This window comes from Streptomyces sp. NBC_00322, from assembly GCF_036147535.1.
Lineage (GTDB): Bacteria > Actinomycetota > Actinomycetes > Streptomycetales > Streptomycetaceae > Streptomyces.
Genome location: NZ_CP108019.1, coordinates 4,723,557 through 4,740,377 on the forward strand (window position 1 = coordinate 4,723,557; position 16,821 = coordinate 4,740,377).

General features: G+C 71.9%; 11 protein-coding genes, 1 tRNA gene and 1 riboswitch. Of the genes, 8 read left to right on the forward strand and 4 right to left on the reverse strand.

Annotation, left to right across the window (positions count from 1 at the left end):
- Positions 1–547 precede the first annotated feature (547 nt).
- The 7 genes from OG905_RS21495 (at position 548) to OG905_RS21525 (ending at position 7,839) form a co-directional block, all read left to right on the forward strand.
- A complete protein-coding gene (locus OG905_RS21495) occupies positions 548–961 on the forward strand; it encodes a YciI family protein (RefSeq protein ID WP_328675374.1) in 414 nt (137 codons plus the stop codon).
- Positions 958–2,196, forward strand: coding sequence for an RNA polymerase sigma factor (locus OG905_RS21500; RefSeq protein WP_328675376.1), 1,239 nt, complete (start codon positions 958–960; stop codon positions 2,194–2,196). The genes OG905_RS21495 and OG905_RS21500 overlap by 4 nt, the downstream gene beginning before the upstream one ends.
- A 301-nt stretch (positions 2,197–2,497) precedes the next feature.
- Positions 2,498–3,733: a hypothetical protein gene (locus OG905_RS21505; RefSeq protein ID WP_328675378.1), complete on the forward strand. Its 1,236-nt coding sequence runs from the start codon at positions 2,498–2,500 to the stop codon at positions 3,731–3,733.
- A 49-nt stretch (positions 3,734–3,782) separates the two neighbouring features.
- Positions 3,783–3,856 (forward strand) — tRNA-Met (locus OG905_RS21510).
- Positions 3,857–4,025: 169 nt separating this feature from the next.
- Positions 4,026–5,189: a PP2C family protein-serine/threonine phosphatase gene (locus tag OG905_RS21515; RefSeq protein WP_328675379.1), complete on the forward strand. Its 1,164-nt coding sequence runs from the start codon at positions 4,026–4,028 to the stop codon at positions 5,187–5,189.
- 290 nt (positions 5,190–5,479) lie between these two features.
- Positions 5,480–5,636, forward strand: a riboswitch (cyclic di-AMP (ydaO/yuaA leader).
- Positions 5,637–5,647: 11 nt separating this feature from the next.
- A complete protein-coding gene (locus OG905_RS21520; protein WP_328675381.1) occupies positions 5,648–6,691 on the forward strand; it encodes a M23 family metallopeptidase in 1,044 nt (347 codons plus the stop codon).
- Between the two features lie 203 nt (positions 6,692–6,894).
- Positions 6,895–7,839 (forward strand): aldo/keto reductase, encoded by a 945-nt coding sequence (locus OG905_RS21525; protein ID WP_328675383.1) that lies wholly within the window; start codon positions 6,895–6,897, stop codon positions 7,837–7,839.
- 15 nt (positions 7,840–7,854) lie between these two features.
- Here OG905_RS21525 and OG905_RS21530 read toward each other — a convergent pair whose 3' ends face one another.
- The 4 genes from OG905_RS21530 to OG905_RS21545 all read right to left on the reverse strand — a co-directional run bounded on the left by OG905_RS21530 (position 7,855) and on the right by OG905_RS21545 (position 13,738).
- Complete coding sequence (locus OG905_RS21530; RefSeq protein WP_328675385.1) at positions 7,855–9,189, reverse strand: PrsW family intramembrane metalloprotease; 1,335 nt, start codon at positions 9,187–9,189, stop codon at positions 7,855–7,857.
- A gap of 60 nt (positions 9,190–9,249) precedes the next feature.
- Positions 9,250–10,047, reverse strand: a complete 798-nt coding sequence (gene trmB / locus OG905_RS21535; protein WP_328675387.1) for a tRNA (guanosine(46)-N7)-methyltransferase TrmB — start codon at positions 10,045–10,047, stop codon at positions 9,250–9,252.
- Positions 10,048–10,930: 883 nt separating this feature from the next.
- Complete coding sequence (lhgO, locus tag OG905_RS21540) at positions 10,931–12,178, reverse strand: L-2-hydroxyglutarate oxidase (protein WP_328675389.1); 1,248 nt, start codon at positions 12,176–12,178, stop codon at positions 10,931–10,933.
- 141 nt (positions 12,179–12,319) lie between these two features.
- Complete coding sequence (locus OG905_RS21545) at positions 12,320–13,738, reverse strand: MFS transporter (RefSeq protein WP_328675391.1); 1,419 nt, start codon at positions 13,736–13,738, stop codon at positions 12,320–12,322.
- A 760-nt stretch (positions 13,739–14,498) separates the two neighbouring features.
- Between OG905_RS21545 and OG905_RS21550 the strand changes: the two genes are divergently transcribed.
- Positions 14,499–16,604: an asparagine synthase-related protein gene (locus tag OG905_RS21550; RefSeq protein WP_328675393.1), complete on the forward strand. Its 2,106-nt coding sequence runs from the start codon at positions 14,499–14,501 to the stop codon at positions 16,602–16,604.
- The last annotated feature ends 217 nt before the right edge of the window (positions 16,605–16,821 follow it).

Below are 16,821 nucleotides of genomic sequence, written 5' to 3' on the forward strand. Positions count from 1 at the left end.
TCCCCCCTTCCGGCGGCCGTTACGCCTGACTGGCGGTTCCACGCCATCTGATTCCACGTCAGTGCGTGTGCGTCACTGGTCCTCCGACGTGGTGAGCTTCCGCGCAGGCAGGCCGCCCCCCGCCCGCCGCTCTGGCGACGGTGGCCCGCGACGCGCTCCTCGGGAAAACGACGTCCGAATTCCGCCAGAAGGGCCCGCTTCCGCACCGGCCGGATCGGACCGCGCGTGCAACCGCAGGGCGGTGCGCCACGTCTTTATCAGTACGTCCGAGGTCTCCTCAGGATCCCTGGAGGGGCCGCCGCATCGGCAAACGCTCATTCGGGCATCACGGCCCGACGGTAGCCAGCCCGCGAGTAGACCCGAGCCCGACGGCCCTCCCACGGCGCGCAACGGACACGGGGTCCCGCCGGCGGCCACGCCTGTGCGCGTGCTCCCGACGAGTGGTTCGAAAAAATTCTCCGCGCGCTGTCGAGAATCCGTCTTCGGCTGCGACGTCCCCTGTGAGAGTTGCCCACAAGGGGCGGCGACGCATCCGAAGGAGCACGTCATGAAGTATCTGGTGATGATCCAGGGCTCGCAGGCCGACTACGAGGCGATGCGCGGTCAGGCGTCCGGCAACAGCCCGGCCTGGAGCGAGAAGGAGATTCAGGCGATGTTCGCCTTCATGGGCGAGGTCAACAACGATCTCTCCGAGTCCGGTGAGTTCGTCGACGGGCACGGGCTCGCCGAGCCCGCCCAGACCCGGTTCGTCAGCCTCGGCGAGGACGGGCGGCCCGTGGTCAGTGACGGGCCCTACAGCGAGACCAAGGAACTGCTCGCCGGCTACTGGGTGCTCGACTGCGAGAGCCTGGAGCGGGTCACCGAGATCGCCGCGCGGATCGCGACCTGCCCCGGGCCCGAGGGGGCGCCCGTCTACCCGTTGGTGATCCGGCCCATCCTCGACGAAGGAGGCGATCTGTGAGACGTACGTCCGGCATCGAGGACCTGCTGCGCCTGCACGCGCCGCAGGTCCTCGGTGCGCTGGTGCGGCGGTACGGGCACTTCGACCTGGCCGAGGACTCCGTACAGGAGGCGCTGCTCGCGGCCGCGCAGCAGTGGCCCGAGTCGGGGCTCCCGGACAATCCGCGCGGCTGGCTGATCAAGGTCGCCTCCCGCCGTCTCACGGAAGCGCTGCGCAGCGAGGAAGCCCGGCGCAGGCGCGAGGAGACCGTCGCCGCGCTCACCCCCAGGGACGCCTTCACCGCGCCCGCGCCCGGGGAGAGCCGCGCGCCCTCCGACGACGACACGCTCACGCTGCTCTTCCTGTGCTGCCACCCCGCACTCACCCCGGCCGCCCAGATCGCGCTCACCCTGCGCGCAGTCGGCGGTTTGACGACGGCCGAGATCGCCCGCGCCCATCTGGTGCCCGAGGCGACGATGGCGCAGCGCGTGAGCAGGGCCAAGCAGAAGATCAAGGGCGTGGCGTTTCGTCAGCCGGGGCCCGAGGACCGCGATCAGCGGCTCGCCGCCGTGCTGCAGGTGCTCTACCTGATCTTCAACGAGGGCTATACGGCGACCTCCGGCAGGGATCTGCACCGTGCCGACCTCGCCGGTGAGGCGATCCGGCTGACCCGGGCCGTCCGCAGACTGCTGCCCAGGGACGGGGCGGTGACCGGACTGCTCGCGCTGATGCTGCTCACCGACGCCCGCAGCGCCGCGCGCACCGGACCGCACGGCGAGCTCGTCCCGCTCGACGAGCAGGACCGGGGCCTGTGGGACGCGAAGGCGATCACCGAGGGGACCGCGCTGGTGGAGGAGGCCCTGTCGGAGGGACCGGCCGGGGCGTACCAGCTGCAGGCGGCGATCGCGGCCCTGCACGACGAGGCGGCGCGTGCGCAGGACACCGACTGGCCGCAGATTCTCGCGCTGTACGACCTGCTCGTACGCCGTGCTCCCGAGCCGATGGCCGAGCTGGGCCGCGCCGTGGCCGTCGCCATGGTGCACGGTCCCGAGGCCGGGCTCGCCGAAGTGGCCGAGCTGGAGGACCGGTTGGCGGGGCATCACCGGCTGGACGCCGTACGGGCGCATCTGCTGGAGAAGGCGGGGGATGCCGAAGGAGCCAGGGCCGCCTACCAGTTGGCGGCCGGGCGCACCCTCAGCGTCCCGGAGTCGCGCTACCTCCAGATGCGGGCGGCCCGGCTGCTGCCCCCGAAGTAGCTTCCCCGTGCCTGCCGACAACCCGCAGGTCAGAGGCGGATTTGTGGCTTCCGCTCGCTGTTGCAGAGTGGTGACAGTACGGGGATTGCCCGGCTGATCTTGAGCGGTGAGGATGAGCACATCGCCGCAAGCCGGGACCGAACAGGGCCGGACGGAAGGCGAGTTCTGACCCGGCTCGCCACGCGAGCTCTCTCATCTCGTACCACCGCCTGCCGCGGCCCTCTGCCGCGCTGCTCACGGCCGACTGCAGCCCATCCAGCGGCAGTCAGGCCCCTAGTCGATTCCTTGGGGGGAGTCCACCATGTCCGCTCGTTTCGCCTCCGCCGCCGCGCTCACTGTCGCCGCCGCCGTCGGCACCACGCTTGTCCCGCTCAGCGCCCACGCCGCCCCGGTGGCTCCCCAAAAGCCCCTCACCATCGAGCTGGGCACCCCGGCGCCGGCCGGGCCGCTGACCCGGGGCGGGGCGAGCGAGACGTTCACGTTCACCGTGAAGAACTCCGCGGACAAGCCGGTGGACTTCCAGCCGTGGCTGATCGGGGACACGGACGGCGCGAGCCCCATCGCGGCCTCGCACGTCGTCTTCGACGTGCAGCCGGTGAACGCCCCGGCCACGGACGAGTTCGTCGGCCAGCAGGACACGGGCGCGCAGGGCGTGTTCTACCCGGCCGCCAAGGGCCGCAACGCCCCCTTCTCGGTGCCCGCCAAGGGCGAGCTGAGCTGGAAGGTCTCCGTCGGCCTCGGCAAGAACTACCCCTCCAACAACGGCAATCTGAAGCTCCTGGCCGACGACCTCGCCGAGAACACCAAGCGCGAGCAGGACGACACCCTGGTCTTCGAGACCAGCCCGAAGATCAACACCGGGCCCGCCTCCATGACGCTCGAGACCGACGAGAACGCTCCCATCAAGCCCGGCACGGCGGGCACCGTCGACATCGTCCACCAGCTCAAGGGCGGGGTGACTTTCGACTCCGACCTGAGGACCATCCTGGAGGTCGTCGAGGAGCCCGGCTCCACGGGGAAGATCCCCGAGCTGGTGATCGAGGAACTGGCCGAGGACGGCACGTACACCCGGGTCAAGAAGTTCACCGGCGAGGAGAAGTGGCAGCTGGCGGACGTCCGCAAGAGCTACATCTATAAGCGCACCAGGCTTCGCGTGAGCGTCATCGACTTCAAGGGCATCCAGAAGTCGGTCAAGATCACGCTGCACGCGACGACCGGGCTGACCGAGGGCAACACCCATCCGTTCCTGGGGGCCCAGGGCAGGATCACGGTCGCACCCGAGCGCGGCACCACCCAGCCGAGCGCGACGCCCTCCACGACGCCGTCCGCGACGCCCTCCGCGACCGCTTCCGCCACCCCCTCCGTGACCCCGTCCTCCTCGGCCACGGCCGCGGCCGGCGATAACACCCCCGTCACCACCACCGGCGCCCTCGCCAGCACCGGATCTTCCGACGCCACCCGGTACGCGGCCATCGCCGCTGCCGCCCTGATCGCGGCCGGCGGAGCCCTCACCGCACTGCGTCTGCGCCGCCGCTGAACAAATGGATTTGATCATGCTCCGGATGGCGTAAGGTGGTGTTCACCGACGCGGGGTGGAGCAGCTCGGTAGCTCGCTGGGCTCATAACCCAGAGGTCGCAGGTTCAAATCCTGTCCCCGCTACTGACAACAGTGGCCCGGCACTCGACGGAGTGCCGGGCCACTGTCGTGTGCGCGCTCCGCGCGTCGCCCGGTTGGCCGACGGCGATTCGCCGCCCGGCGCGGCTACGGCCAGCCTGGGAAGGGCGCGGTACCGTCCGCAGCCGTGTGGGGACCGGGCAGGAGAGCACCCGTGGCCGAGCGAGAGCAGGGCGGAGCGGACATCTCTCGCGGATTCGCCCGCCTGCTGCCCGCGCTGATGATCGCCGGCGGCTGGATCTTCGACCTCGCGACGCCGCCGCGGTTCACCGCGGTCCCGCTCTTCGCGGCCGCGCCGCTGATCGCGGCCCCCATCTTCACCTGGGTCGGCACCCTGCTGGCAGGTATCGCGGCGATCCTCGGCGTGACCGGGCTGCACTTCTACAACAACACCATCTCGCAGATCACGGCATTCACCGAGCTGACCACTGTGATCACCGTCTCGGGCCTTGCGCTGCTGATCAACCGGGTCGTACGGCTCGGCAGTCAGCGCCTCGCGTCGGCCCGGGTGATCGCCGAGACCGCGCAGCGCGCCGTGCTGCCGACTCCCCCGGAGCGGATCGGGGGGCTGCACGTCGCCGCGCGGTACGAGGCGGCACAGGCGGACGCTTTCATCGGCGGTGACCTCTTCGCCGTACAGGACACGCCCTTCGGGGTGCGGCTGGTCGTCGGGGACGTACGGGGCAAGGGGATGCAGGCGGTCGAGGCGGTGGCCGTGGTCATCGGGGCGTTCCGGGAGGCCGCCGAGCAGGAGAGCTCGCTGGAAGGGGTCGCCGCGCGGCTGGAGCGGGCGCTGGTGCGCGAGGGCGCGCGGCACAACCTGGACGCGGTCGAGGGGTTCACCACCGCCGTACTGGCCGAGATCCCGCGCGGTGATCGCGTCGTACGGATCGTGAACCGCGGCCATCCGGAGCCGCTCCTGCTGTACGCGGACGGGAACGTGAACATCCTGGAGCCGACCGAGGCCGCGCTGCCGCTCGGGATGGGCCTCGGGATCTGGCCGGACCGCTCGGACGCGCACCGGCTGCCCCCCGGGGCCACGCTGCTTCTCTATACGGACGGGCTGTCCGAGGCGCGCGACGCGAGCGGCGTTTTCTACGACCCCGGCCGGCGGCTGGCGGGGCGGCTGTTCCCCGGGCCCGAGGAGCTGCTGGATGCCTTGGTGGACGACGTACGACGCCATACGGGTGGCGGCACGACGGACGACATGGCGCTGCTCGCGGTCAGCCGCCCCGCGGAGGGGCAGCAGGAGCGCCGCAGGATCGTGCCCGTGATCGGCGGGGGCGGGCGGGGCGGCGGGGATCACGGCAGCAAGTGAAGGCTCTGGCGGTACGGCGCCCTGCGGCGCCGTGAAGCCGGACGCCGGATGGGTACGGTACGTAATCGAGAAGCACCCCTCCGCATAACATTTGATGCACCGTCAGGTGATGGGGGATGGCGGATGGTGCATCGGGGGCGATCAACTCGCCCGAGTCCGGGCGCTTGTGTCCGGGTAAGTCCCGGCGGACGTTGTTAATGATCAGTGGGAACAGCTTGGAATCGGGCCCTGGTGTCTATTAACGTTCGATAACGCAGCGCGGTCGTCCCAGTCGTCGCAAGAGGCGGCACCGTGCGCACGCGCCGAATCCCGCAAGGGAACCGGGGAACCACCAATTGGGGTGAATCGGGCACCTTTTGCCGCTCATGTCCGCGGCGGAAGCGCCCGTAGGAGACCTTCCTGCTCCGAACCCGTCAGCTAACCCGGTAGGCGAGAAGGAAGGAAAGGAGCACGCCTCAGTGGCGTCCAACAAACCTGCCCCGACAGCACCCTTCGAAACTGACTTCTTCGGCGACGAGGTGGCAGAGCGGGCATGGGAGGAATGGAACCCCACCGAGGACTCCGTCCGTCCGGTGCGCGGCCGGCACCGTGTCATGAAGCAGCGCGGCGGACTCGCCCGCAGCTCCACGGTGCTCGGGGTCGGTGTGATCGCCGCGGTCGGCGCGGGCGGCATGGCCACCGCGCAGAGCAAGCCGCCGGTCTCCATTTCGCTCCCCGACTCGATCGCGGACAACCTGCCCGACGCCAAGTCCCTTCCGGGCGTCAGCTCGTTCATGTCCGACGACTCCTCGGACGCCGACGCCGGGAACACCGCACCGCTCACCTCGGCGACGCTCGCCGCTGACACCGGCTCCAAGGCCGAGGCGCAGGGCTCCGCCGGTGAGGCGCTGCGCGCCCGAATCCTCCAGCAGGCCGATCAGCAGCGGGCCGAGGCGGACGCCGAGGCCAAGGCGGACGCGGAGAAGCTCGCGGCCGAGAAGGCCGCGGCGGAGGCGAAGGCGCAGCAGACCGCGGCGGAGGCGAAGGCCGAGGCGGAGAAGCTCGCCGCAGAGAAGGCCGCGGCGGAGAAGGCGGAGGCCGAGCGCCTCGCCAAGCTCGCCGCGAGCTACGCGCTGCCGACCTCCTCGTACACGATCACCTCCACCTTCGGCGAGGCCGGATCGATGTGGTCCTCGGGCTACCACACCGGCCTGGACTTCGCGGCCCCGACGGGCACGCCCCTCAAGGCCGTGCACAGCGGCACCGTCAAGTCGGCGGGCTGGTCCGGGTCTTACGGCTACCGCACAGTGCTGGAGCTCGAAGACGGTACGGAGCTCTGGTACTGCCACCAGTCCTCGATGTCGGTCAGCGTCGGCCAGAAGGTGTCGACGGGCGAGACGATCGGCCGCGTCGGCGCGACGGGCAATGTGACCGGCCCGCATCTGCACCTCGAGGTCCACACGGCGAGCGGGACCGGGATCGACCCGATGGCCTGGCTGCGGGACAAGGGCCTGACCGTCTGATTTCTCCCTGCGCCCCCTCGCACCGCCGCTCGGCGCGAGGGGGCGTCCTGCGGATGCCCCCATGTGCGCGGTGCACCGCACTCCCATGAACGCCGGCAGTTCTGGCGCTCACCCCCCGACGCCAGGGCTGCCGGTCTGTAGCCCCCGGTGCCGTACGGCATGCGGGCGGAATAGGCCGTACCGGTGCGGCTGTTGATCAACCCATGACTTCTCTACGTACCCTCGGCTCGTCCGATCTCGCCGTCTTCCCGCTCGCCCTTGGCGGCAATGTCTTCGGCTGGACCGCCGACCGGGCGCAGTCCTTCGCCGTGCTCGACGCCTACGCCGCCGCCGGCGGGAACTTCATCGACACCGCCGACAGCTACTCCGCCTGGGCACCGGGCAACGAGGGCGGCGAGTCCGAGACCGTCCTAGGCCGGTGGATCGCCGAGCGCGGCAACCGTGCCGATGTCGTGGTCGCCAGCAAGGTCGGCGCCCACCCCCAGTACAAGGGTCTCTCCGGTGCCACGATCAAGGCCGCGGCCGAGGCGTCGCTGAAGCGGCTCGGCACCGACTACATCGACCTGTACTACACACACTTCGACGACCCCGGCGTTCCCGTCGAGGAGATCATCACGGCCCTCGACCAGCTGGTGAAGGAGGGCAAGATCCGCGCCATCGGCGCCTCCAACCTCACCGCGGAGCGGCTGCAGGAGTCCCTGGACTTCTCGGAGCGCGAGGGACTTGCCCGGTATGTCGCGCTGCAGCCGCACTACAACCTCGTCTCCCGTGACACGTACGAGGGCGAGCCGCAGGACACGGCCGCCCGGGGAGGGCTCGTGGCCGTCCCGTACTATGCGCTCGCGTCCGGCTTCCTCACCGGCAAGTACCGGCCGGGTACGACGGTGGAGAGCGCCCGGGCCCAGGGCGCGGGCAAGCATCTGGAGACCGAGCGGGGTGTGAAGGTCCTCGCCGCGCTCGACCAGGTCGCGGGGGCACGCGGCGCCGAGATCGCGACCGTGGCCCTGGCCTGGCTGGCCGCGCAGCCGACCGTTGCCGCGCCGATAGCCTCGGCCCGGACGGCCGAGCAGCTGCCCGCGCTGACGGCGGTCGCGGAGCTGGAGCTGACGGCCGAGGAGCTGGCCGTGCTGACGGCGGCGTCCGCGTAAGGGGCCTTTCGCCTGCTAGGAGCGGTACGGGTTGTAGCCGCCGTAGTCGCGGTGCGGCGGCGGTGTCCATGCCCGGCCCGTCGCCCGCGCCGCGTAGGTCAGCGCGGGAGACGCGACATCCTTGCGCTGCCACAGATGGTGCAGCAGCTCCTGCTCGCGCTCCATGAAGTCCGGGCCCGCCGCGCCGCGGTGGGCCCGGTGGCGCAGAAAAGCCAAAGTCGTCGCGAACCGTTCGTACTCCGAGACGGCGTGGGCCGCGGCCGGTCCGTGCGTACGGCGGGCGAGGTCGCGGGCCATCGTGCGCGCCCGCATCGAGGAGAGAGCGCGCGGCTCGTCGGCCGTCAGCCAGCCGGCCGACGCGTATGCGGGCAGTTCGGTGGATATCGTGCGCAGTTCGCGCTGCCGGGTCCAGATCGTGAGCCAGGTCAGCAGCCCGAAGACCGGGACCATGAATGCCCCGTACACCGCGTAGAAGCCGAACGGGCCGAACAGCGACGCCGAGCCGTTCCACAGCGCGTGCATGCCCATCGCGAGGGCGAGGCCCAGCAGCGGCAGCGCGATCCGCCGGAATCGCTGGCGCCGTGCGGCGAGCGCCGCGATCCCGAAGCCGATGCCCGTGAGCACGGTGAAGAGCGGATGGGCGAACGGCGACATGACGACACGTACGAAGAAGGTCGCCGCGGTCACCGATGCCAGGCCCGAAGTGCCTATCTCCTGGTCCTCACCGAAGGCGTTGCCCAGGTACAGGATGTTCTCGGTGAAGGCGAAACCGGTCGCTGTGAAGCCCGCCACGACGACGCCGTCGACGATCCCGGTGAAGTCCCGTCTGCGGAAGATGAAGATCAGCAAAATCGCCGCGGCCTTCGCGCTCTCCTCGACGACCGGGGCTATGACGGTCGCCCCGAGTGTGTCCGCGCTCGCCGGGTCGGCGGTCGCGGTGGCTATCCAGCGCGTCGCGAAGGAGTTCGCGATGATCGCGACGAGGGCGGCGGCGAAGGCGCCCCAGGCGAACGCGAACAGCAGATTCCGCCAGGGTCCCGGCTCGACCCGGTCCAGCCAGCGGAAGGCCGCGGCGAGCAGCGGGACGGGCAGGGTGGCGAGGCCCAGTCCGACCAGGAAGCCGTGCGTGCCGGTCTGTTCGCGTACGAGAGCGAGGATGACGAGGCCGGAGAGGGCGAGCAGGGTGATGACCACCCCGGCCCGAACCGCCTTGCTGCGCCAGAGCCGGGAGGCCCGGCGCGGTTTGTACCGCCAGCGGGCACGCTCCGGCACGGCATCGAAGAGCGGCTGCTCGTCGAAGGCCGGGACCGCCGGATGCGGTGAGAGGTGCTGCGGGAACGACTCGGACACCTGATGACCCTAACGAGGCACACTGACACCTGGCGATGGTGCCCAGCACACTACTGAGGGTTACGCCGACTCCAACACGCGGCGGAACAGCAGGTCGTGCACCTTGTGACCCTTGTCCAGGCCCTGCCCCTCGAACCGGGTGAGCGGCCGGAAGGCGGGGCGCGGGGCGAAGCCGCCGTGCTCCTGGGTGTTCTCCAAGTCCGGGTGCGCCGAGAGCACGTCGAGCATCTGCTCGGCGTACGGCTCCCAGTCGGTCGCGCAGTGCAGGACCGCGCCGGGCTTCATGCGAGGAGCGGCGAGGCTGAGGAACTCGGGCTGGATCAGCCGGCGCTTGTGGTGGCGCTTCTTGGGCCAGGGGTCGGGGAAGTAGACGCGCAGCCCGTCGAGCGAGCCGGGCGGGAGCATCTCGCGGAGCAGGATGATCGCGTCGCCGTTGGCGACGCGGATGTTGGACAGTCCGTTCCGCTCCGCGAGACCGAGGAGATTGCCCTGGCCGGGCGTGTGCACGTCGACGGCGAGAATCCCGGTGCCGGGATCGGCGGCGGCCATCTGCGCGGTGGCCTCGCCCATCCCGAACCCGATCTCCAGGACGACGGGCAGCCCGCCGAACAGCTCCTCGAGATCGAGGACGCGCTGCCCGTCGATGTCCATGCCCCACCGGGGCCAGAGCCGCTCCAGAGCATCCCCCTGCCCGACGGTCACCCGACTCCGCCGCGGCTGGAAGCTCCGGATCCGCCGCTCATGATGCGACCCGGCGGGATCGGCAGCGGGCCCCCCGGGGAACCGCGGCTCGCTCTTGGCGCGGAGGGGGGGACGGGACGGGGATTGGTCGGGGGTGGGGTTACGAAGCTCAGACACAGTGGGTCGATTCTACGGGCCCGCGCGGGGCGCGGGTCTGGGCGGTCCGGGGTGCCCGGTGCCGCCGGAGCGCGGCGTGCGGGGTGTGGGTGCCCGGCGCCGCGGGGTGCGGGCGTTCGTGGCGCGGGGCTGGGCGGTCCGGTGCCCCCCGGTGCCAGGTGGGGCGGGGCGCGGGTCTGGGCGGTCCGGGGTGCCCGGTGCCGTGGGGTGCGGGTTCCGGGTCGTCTCCGGGCTCGACTCCTCGGCGTCGGCGGCGGTGAGGGGTTCGTAGGGGCACCCGGTGTTGGCCGCCAATCGGGGGTTCGCCCGCGAAGCCACCTACCGGAGAGCAACCACCAACGCCCCCTGGCCCACGTTCACCACGGACCCTGGAAACGCGGGGACGACCCTGCACCGCCCCTCCCCACCGGACGGGCTGCGGTGCGTGGGGGTTCGCCCGCGAGAGCACCCGCCGGGCAGCAACCACCAACGCCCCCTGGCCCACGGCACCCACGAACCCGGTACACGCGCCGTCGGGCTCGACTCCTCGGCGTGGCGGCGATGAGGGGTCCGTAAGGGCATCCGGTGTTGGCCGCCAATCGGGGGTTCGCCCGCGAAGCCACCTACCGGAGAGCAACCACCAACGCCCCCTGGCCCACGTTCACCACGGACCCTGGAAACGCGGGGACGACCCTGCACCGCCCCTCCCCACCGGAACGGTTTAGGCCCGGGCCCGCCGGGCGGCGAGCAGCTGCCGCAGGGGGGTGGGGGCGTCAGCCCCCACGCTCACCTCCCCGGGGTCTGGGGGCTCGCCCCCAGTTTCGGGAAGGGGCGGGGGGGGAAAAGGCCCCGCGCAGCGGCCCACCTGGCCCGCACCCTGCCGCAGGCCCGCGCAACGGACCGTTCACGCCCGCCGCGCCCCCGCCACCCGGCCCTCCGTCAGTGCCGACAGGGCCCGGCGGGCCACCTCGCGGCCGATGGGCAGCGACGCCGTCGCCGCAGGGGACGGGGCGTTCAGCACATGCACCGTCCGCGGGGCCTCGCGGATCAGGAAGTCGTCCGCCAGCGTCCCGTCCCTCAGCACCGCCTGCGCCCGTACCCCCGCCGCGGACGGCCGCAGGTCCGTCTCCGTCACCGCTGGGAGAAGTCGGCGCACCGCCGTCGTGAAGGCACGCTTCGACAGTGAGCGGTGCAGCTCCCCCGCCCCGTACCGCCAGTGCCGCCGCGCTATCCGCCAGGATCCCGGCCAGCTCAGCGTCTCGGCGAGTTCCCTCGGGCGGACCGCCGACCAGCTGTAGCCCTCGCGGGCCAGTGCCGGGACGGCGTTCGGGCCGACGTGGACTCCGCCGTCGATGCCGCGGGTCAGGTGGACGCCCAGGAAGGGGAAGGCCGGGTCGGGGACCGGATACACCAGGCCCCGCACCAGCGAGGGGTCCGTCAGCTCGTAGTACTCACCCCGGAAGGGGACGATCCGCATCCCGGGATCGTCGCCCGCCAGCCGCGCCACCCGGTCGCAGTGCAGCCCCGCGCAGTTCACCAGCACCCGCGCCCTGACCACCGCCCCCGACGCCGTGCGCACCGCGACCCCCCAGCTCCGGCGGTCGATCGCGGCCACCTCCTCGCCGTAGCGGACATCCGCGCCGGACGCGGCTCCCAGCTGCGCCGCCACCGCCCCGAAGTCGCACACCCCGGTCGTCCCGACATGGATCGCCGCGAGCCCGCGCACCTCCGGCTCGTACTCCATGATCTGCGTGGGGCCCAGCTCCCGCACCGGAATGCCGTTCTCCCTGCCGCGCTGGACCAGCGCGTGCAGCCGTGGCAACTCGTCCTTGCCGGTGGCCACGATCAGCTTCCCGGTGACCTTGTGCGCGATGCCGTACTCGGCGCAGAACTTCACCATCTCGGCCGCGCCCCGCACCGCGAACCGTGCTTTCAGCGACCCCGGCCGGTAGTAGATCCCGCTGTGGATCACTCCGCTGTTCCGCCCGGTCTGGTGCCGCGCCGGGCCCGGCTCCTTCTCCAGGACGATCACCCGGGTGCCGGGAGCCGCGCGCGTGAGGGCATGGGCCGTCGACAGGCCGATGATCCCGCCGCCGATCACCAGCACGTCACAGTCGAAGTCGTGCACCGAGCCCTGCCCGGACGCTGTCACCGCGTCACCTCCCACCCCGATAGTGCACTGGCCCACTGACAAGGCCGTTAAACCAGCCGAGCCGGGGTGTCTGCGCCTATGCCGGAGCCATGTGTCCCTAGGGGGTGTCTTTTGGATCAGGCCGGATCCAAAAGACACCCCCTACGCCGGGGCCACCAGCAGCGGCCGGGCCCGCTCCCGCAGCTCCACCACCCGCGGCTCGTCGCCGTACGGCTCCAGGCGGTGCAGCAGATCCCGTACGTATTCGGTGGTCCGCGCCGAGGAGATCCGCCCCGCGACCTCCACCGCGCGCGTGCCCGCCGCGCACGCCGCGTCCAGATTCCCCGACTCCAGTTCGGCGACGGCCGACACCACGAGCCGCAGCCCGTGCGAGCGCACGAACTCCTCCGTCGGCCGCGACAGCGCCTGCTCCGTGAAGCGCCGTACCTGCCGCGGCGCCTTCAGATCGCGGTAGCACTCGGCCGCGTCCGCCGCGAACCGGTCGTAGGAGTAGAAGCCCAGCCAGGACGGGTCGGCGTCGCCCTCCCGCGAGCGCTCGAGCCAGCCCTCGGCCGCCTTCAGCGCCGCCCCCGCCGCCGGCGCGTCGGTCGCCTTGGCGTGCGCCCGCGCCTCCACCAGACGGAAGAAGCTCATCGTGCGGGCCGTGGCCAGGCCGCGGTTGCGCTCAAGGGCCGCCTGGGCGAGGTCGACGCCCTCGTCGGCGAAGCCGCGGTAGGTCGCCTGCAGGGACATCGAAGCCAGTACGTACCCGCCCAGCGGCACGTCAGCCGCCGCCCGGGCCAGCCGCAGCGCCTGGATGTAGTACCGCTGCGCCGCCTCCTGCTGACCGGTGTCGAAGGCCATCCACCCGGCCAGCCGGGTCAGCTCCGCGGTGGCGCCGAACAGCGCGCGGCCCACTTCGTCCGAATACGACCCGAGCAGCAGCGGAGCCGCATCCACCCGCAGACACTCCGGCACCATGGATGAACGCCAGTCCCCGCCCCCGTACTTGGAGTCCCAGCGCCGCGCGTCCTCCGCCGCCTCCCGCAGCTTCGCGACGTCGCTGTGGCCCACGCGGGCGGGAGTGTCCTCCGTCGTGTCCAAGGATCGCTCGACCGAGGAGTCGGCGGGGGTTATCAGCCAGCGGGACGCGGGCGTGGCGTAAGCGCTCACTGCGAAAGAACCGGCCAGCGACTGCCAGATGCCCCCGCTGCCCGCCCGGCGGCCCGCAAGATCCAGGCGGTAGAGCTCGGTGGCCGATTTCACCGCCTCGCCCACATCGCGTGGGAAGGCGAGCCCGACCTCGGGGGCCGGGTCGGCGTCCGCGAGGCCGATCTCGTGCAGCGGCACCGGACGGCCGAGCTTGGCGCCGATCGCCGCGGCGATGAGATGGGGCGCGGCGCCCTGCGGCACCATGCCCTTCGACACCCATCTCGCCACGGACGTCTTGTCGTAGCGAAGTGTCAGCCCGCGCTGCGCTCCGAGGTCGTTGACCCGCCGGGCGAGGCCGGCGTTGCTGATTCCCGCGAGGGCGAGAACGGTGCCGAGCTTTTCGTTCGGCCCGCGTTGCTCCCTGGACATGCGCCACCCCTCGACACACAGACGGCCGCCGCGTCGCTGTTGGCGCACGGCATTCGTGCTGCGTTCTCCCCGGTGAACACGTCCTTGGTCCCGGCTGCAAAAGCGTCTGGCCGAGCCCCTGGGAATATGCGCCCCTGAGGAGAACAACAGTAAACACAGCGTAGTTCGCCGCATCCCGACCGTTAAGAGGCGGTGTTCCGTATGGCGAGATTGTTGTGCGTTGGAGCAGACCGCCCGTGAAGGGCGGGGTCGTGGCGTGCTCCTGGCGTGCTCCGGGTGTGTGGCCGTGCGCCCGTCCGTGCGCTCTGGTCCCGCTGGTGGGGGAGCGCTTCCATGAGTCCTGCGTGGGTCGGCCCGCTGCGTACTGGAACCAGTGGGCTGGGGGAATCCGCTGCCTTCAATCCCCGCGGGTGGCGGACCGGTCCGGGAGGCGTGTGCCGCCTCCCGGACTGTGTTGTGCGGGGGTTACGGACGTATGTACGCCCCGCAGATTGGCTGAATGCCGACTGTCCCCTGTATCCTTTTTGCGCCTTTATGGGTGTTGGTCGCTCGCTCCGCCGCGTCCTGGACCGTCGTCAAATCGCCAATGCCAGGGGCGCGTTCACTTTTTGCGCACGCGACCCGGAGACCCTCTTGTGCGCCGCCTTCGTGGCAGCATGTTCCCGAACGGCGCATGTTCCCGTGCGGCTGCATGCTCCCGAGGTGCTCCCGAGCGGCTACGGCCCCGGGTCTGAGTTCGTCCACAGCCTGTGGAGGCGCGATGCGGTGGTTGGTGGGCTGGAGCAGTATCGCCGCGCACTTCGGTACGGCCGGGGTCGTCGGGGCGTCCGACGAGGGCCGTACCGTCCACCCCGTCGGGTCCCAACTCCTGTGGGGAGACCCGGATCCGCTCTGGGCGGTCGGCGACTGGCGCCCCGACGAGGTGCGTGTCGTCACTGTGGACGCCTTCACCAAACTGGCCGTCCTGGGCTGCTGCGCGGCCAGTGACGAGGAGCTGAAGGTCGGTCTGTTCGCGGCGCGGGGCGGCGCGTTGCGGCATCTGACCGCGTGGGCGGGCAGCTATACGGCCGTCGCACAGGTCGGCCGCCGGATCACGATCGCGGGCGATCTCGCCGGGGCGAGACCCGTCTTCTACACGCCATGGGCGAACGGCACCGCGTACGCGACCGCCGCGCTGCCGCTCGCCGACCTCATCGAAGCACAGCTGGACATCGGGCACTTGGCGGCGCTGCTGGCCTGCCCGGAGACGCCGGAGGCGCTGCGCGACTCCACTCCGTACGTCGGTGTGAAGCGCATCCCCGCGGGGCACGCGCTGATCCTGCGCGAGGGCTCGCGCGAGATCACCGGATACGAGCCGGTGGCCTCGCTTGCCGTCGCCGGACCGCAGATCGAGGCGGAACGTGCGGTCGAGGGGGTACGGGACGCGCTCGTCGACGCCGTACGGGCCAGACTCACCGCGCCCCGGCACGCGCCCGAGACCCTGCCGCCGGACCCCGGGCCCGTCCCCGGGATGGGACCGGCGGCCCGGCGCGCCGCCCGCGGGGGTCCGGCACCCGGCATCGGAGCCGACCTCTCCGGCGGCAGCGCGTCCGGCACACTCGCGCTGCTGGCGGCGGGGCTGCCGGGCGTGCCGGGGACGGTGCTCGGCCATGGCACGGGCGCGGGGGAGCGGCTGCTCGCGGTCACCTTCAACGACCTGGCGACCGGCGGTCGCGAGGTGGAACACGCGGCCGAACTGGAGCGGGCCCGGGCGATCGCCGCGAATCCCCGTCTGCACCATGTGGTGGTCGCGGCAGGTGAGGAGTCCCTTCCGTACGCCGATCTCGACGGGCCGCTGACCGACGAGCCCGCGCCGTCGCTTGTCGTGTCGGAACGTCACCGCAACCGGCTGGCGGCGGGCAGCGCGGATCACTTCACCGGGGCGGGGGCGCGGCAGGTCCTGGACGCGCATCCGGCGCGGCTCGCGGATCTGCTGCTCGACCGGCGCCGTCGCCATCTGATGCGGCCCGTCGCGGCGTTGGCACGGGCCGAAGGGCCCTCGCCCCAGTCCCTGTTCATCCCGCTGACGGTGTACAGGGCGGCGCGACGACTGGCGCGTACGCCCTACCGCACCGGCCTGGAGCTGGCGGCGGACCACTTGCTGGCCGCGAACCGTCCGTCCGGCCGTGCCCACGACGGCCCCCTGGGCGCGTCGTTGGCCGCCCTGACCTGGTCCCGGCCGGGTCCTGCGGCGCGCTGGCTCACCGGTGAGGCGCTCGCTGAAGTATCGGTTCGCCTGACGGAGGCGGCGACGCGGCCGGTGTCGGTGCAACGGCCCGGCGAGGCCCGCGCGCGGGCGGCGCTGACCCGCCACGCGTCGGACCAGCGGATTCTCGAACAGGCGGCGGAAATCCGCAGCCAGCGCCTGCACGCCCCCTTTCTGGACAACCAGGTCGTACGGGCCTGCCGCGACCTCCCCGAATCCCTGCGGGTCCGGCCGGGTGCCCGCGCGGAAATCCTCCGCCGGGTCCTGGCGGGCGCGGGCATCCACGACCTGCCCCCGGGCTGGGGCGCGACGACCCACACGACCTCGACGACGGCCGCCCGCACCGGCCTGCGGGCCTCGCTCCCGCACCTGATCGCCCTGTTCGACGCGCCACTGCTGGCGGACGCGGGCCTGGTGGAGGCCCGCGTGGTCCGCAAGGCGCTACGTGCGGCCTCGGAGGGCGAACCGGTCCCGCTGGACGGACTGGCGGACCTGATCTCGACGGAGCTGTGGCTACGGAGGCTGCTCTCGCGGCGGGGCACGTGCTGGACGGGCACGGCGGCGCCGAGACAGCGGGCGGTGGCGGGAGGCGTCCCACCGAGGCGGACGCTGCAGGCGTAGGGGGTGGCCGGTTGCCCGGTGCGGTGCCGGTGACCGTCCGGGGCGCGGGTCGCGGGGTTGCCCGGTGCCGCGGGGCGGGCGCCTGGGTCCGCTCCGGGGTGGAGTCGGGACTGCATGATTTACGGCGCGTCTCAGCCGTACCGAGGGGCGCGGGCGTCCCCGCGCCACACATCACGCTCTACGTCCCGACTCCACCCGCTCCGCGGCCCCCTTACCC

Coding starts and splice junctions, on each gene's coding strand:
- OG905_RS21550 (WP_328675393.1), top strand. CDS start 14,499: ATGCGGTGGTTGGTGGGCTGGAGCAGTATCGCCGCGCACTTCGGTACG.
- OG905_RS21505 (WP_328675378.1), top strand. CDS start 2,498: ATGTCCGCTCGTTTCGCCTCCGCCGCCGCGCTCACTGTCGCCGCCGCC.
- OG905_RS21525 (WP_328675383.1), top strand. CDS start 6,895: ATGACTTCTCTACGTACCCTCGGCTCGTCCGATCTCGCCGTCTTCCCG.
- OG905_RS21495 (WP_328675374.1), top strand. CDS start 548: ATGAAGTATCTGGTGATGATCCAGGGCTCGCAGGCCGACTACGAGGCG.
- OG905_RS21545 (WP_328675391.1), bottom strand. CDS start 13,738: ATGTCCAGGGAGCAACGCGGGCCGAACGAAAAGCTCGGCACCGTTCTC.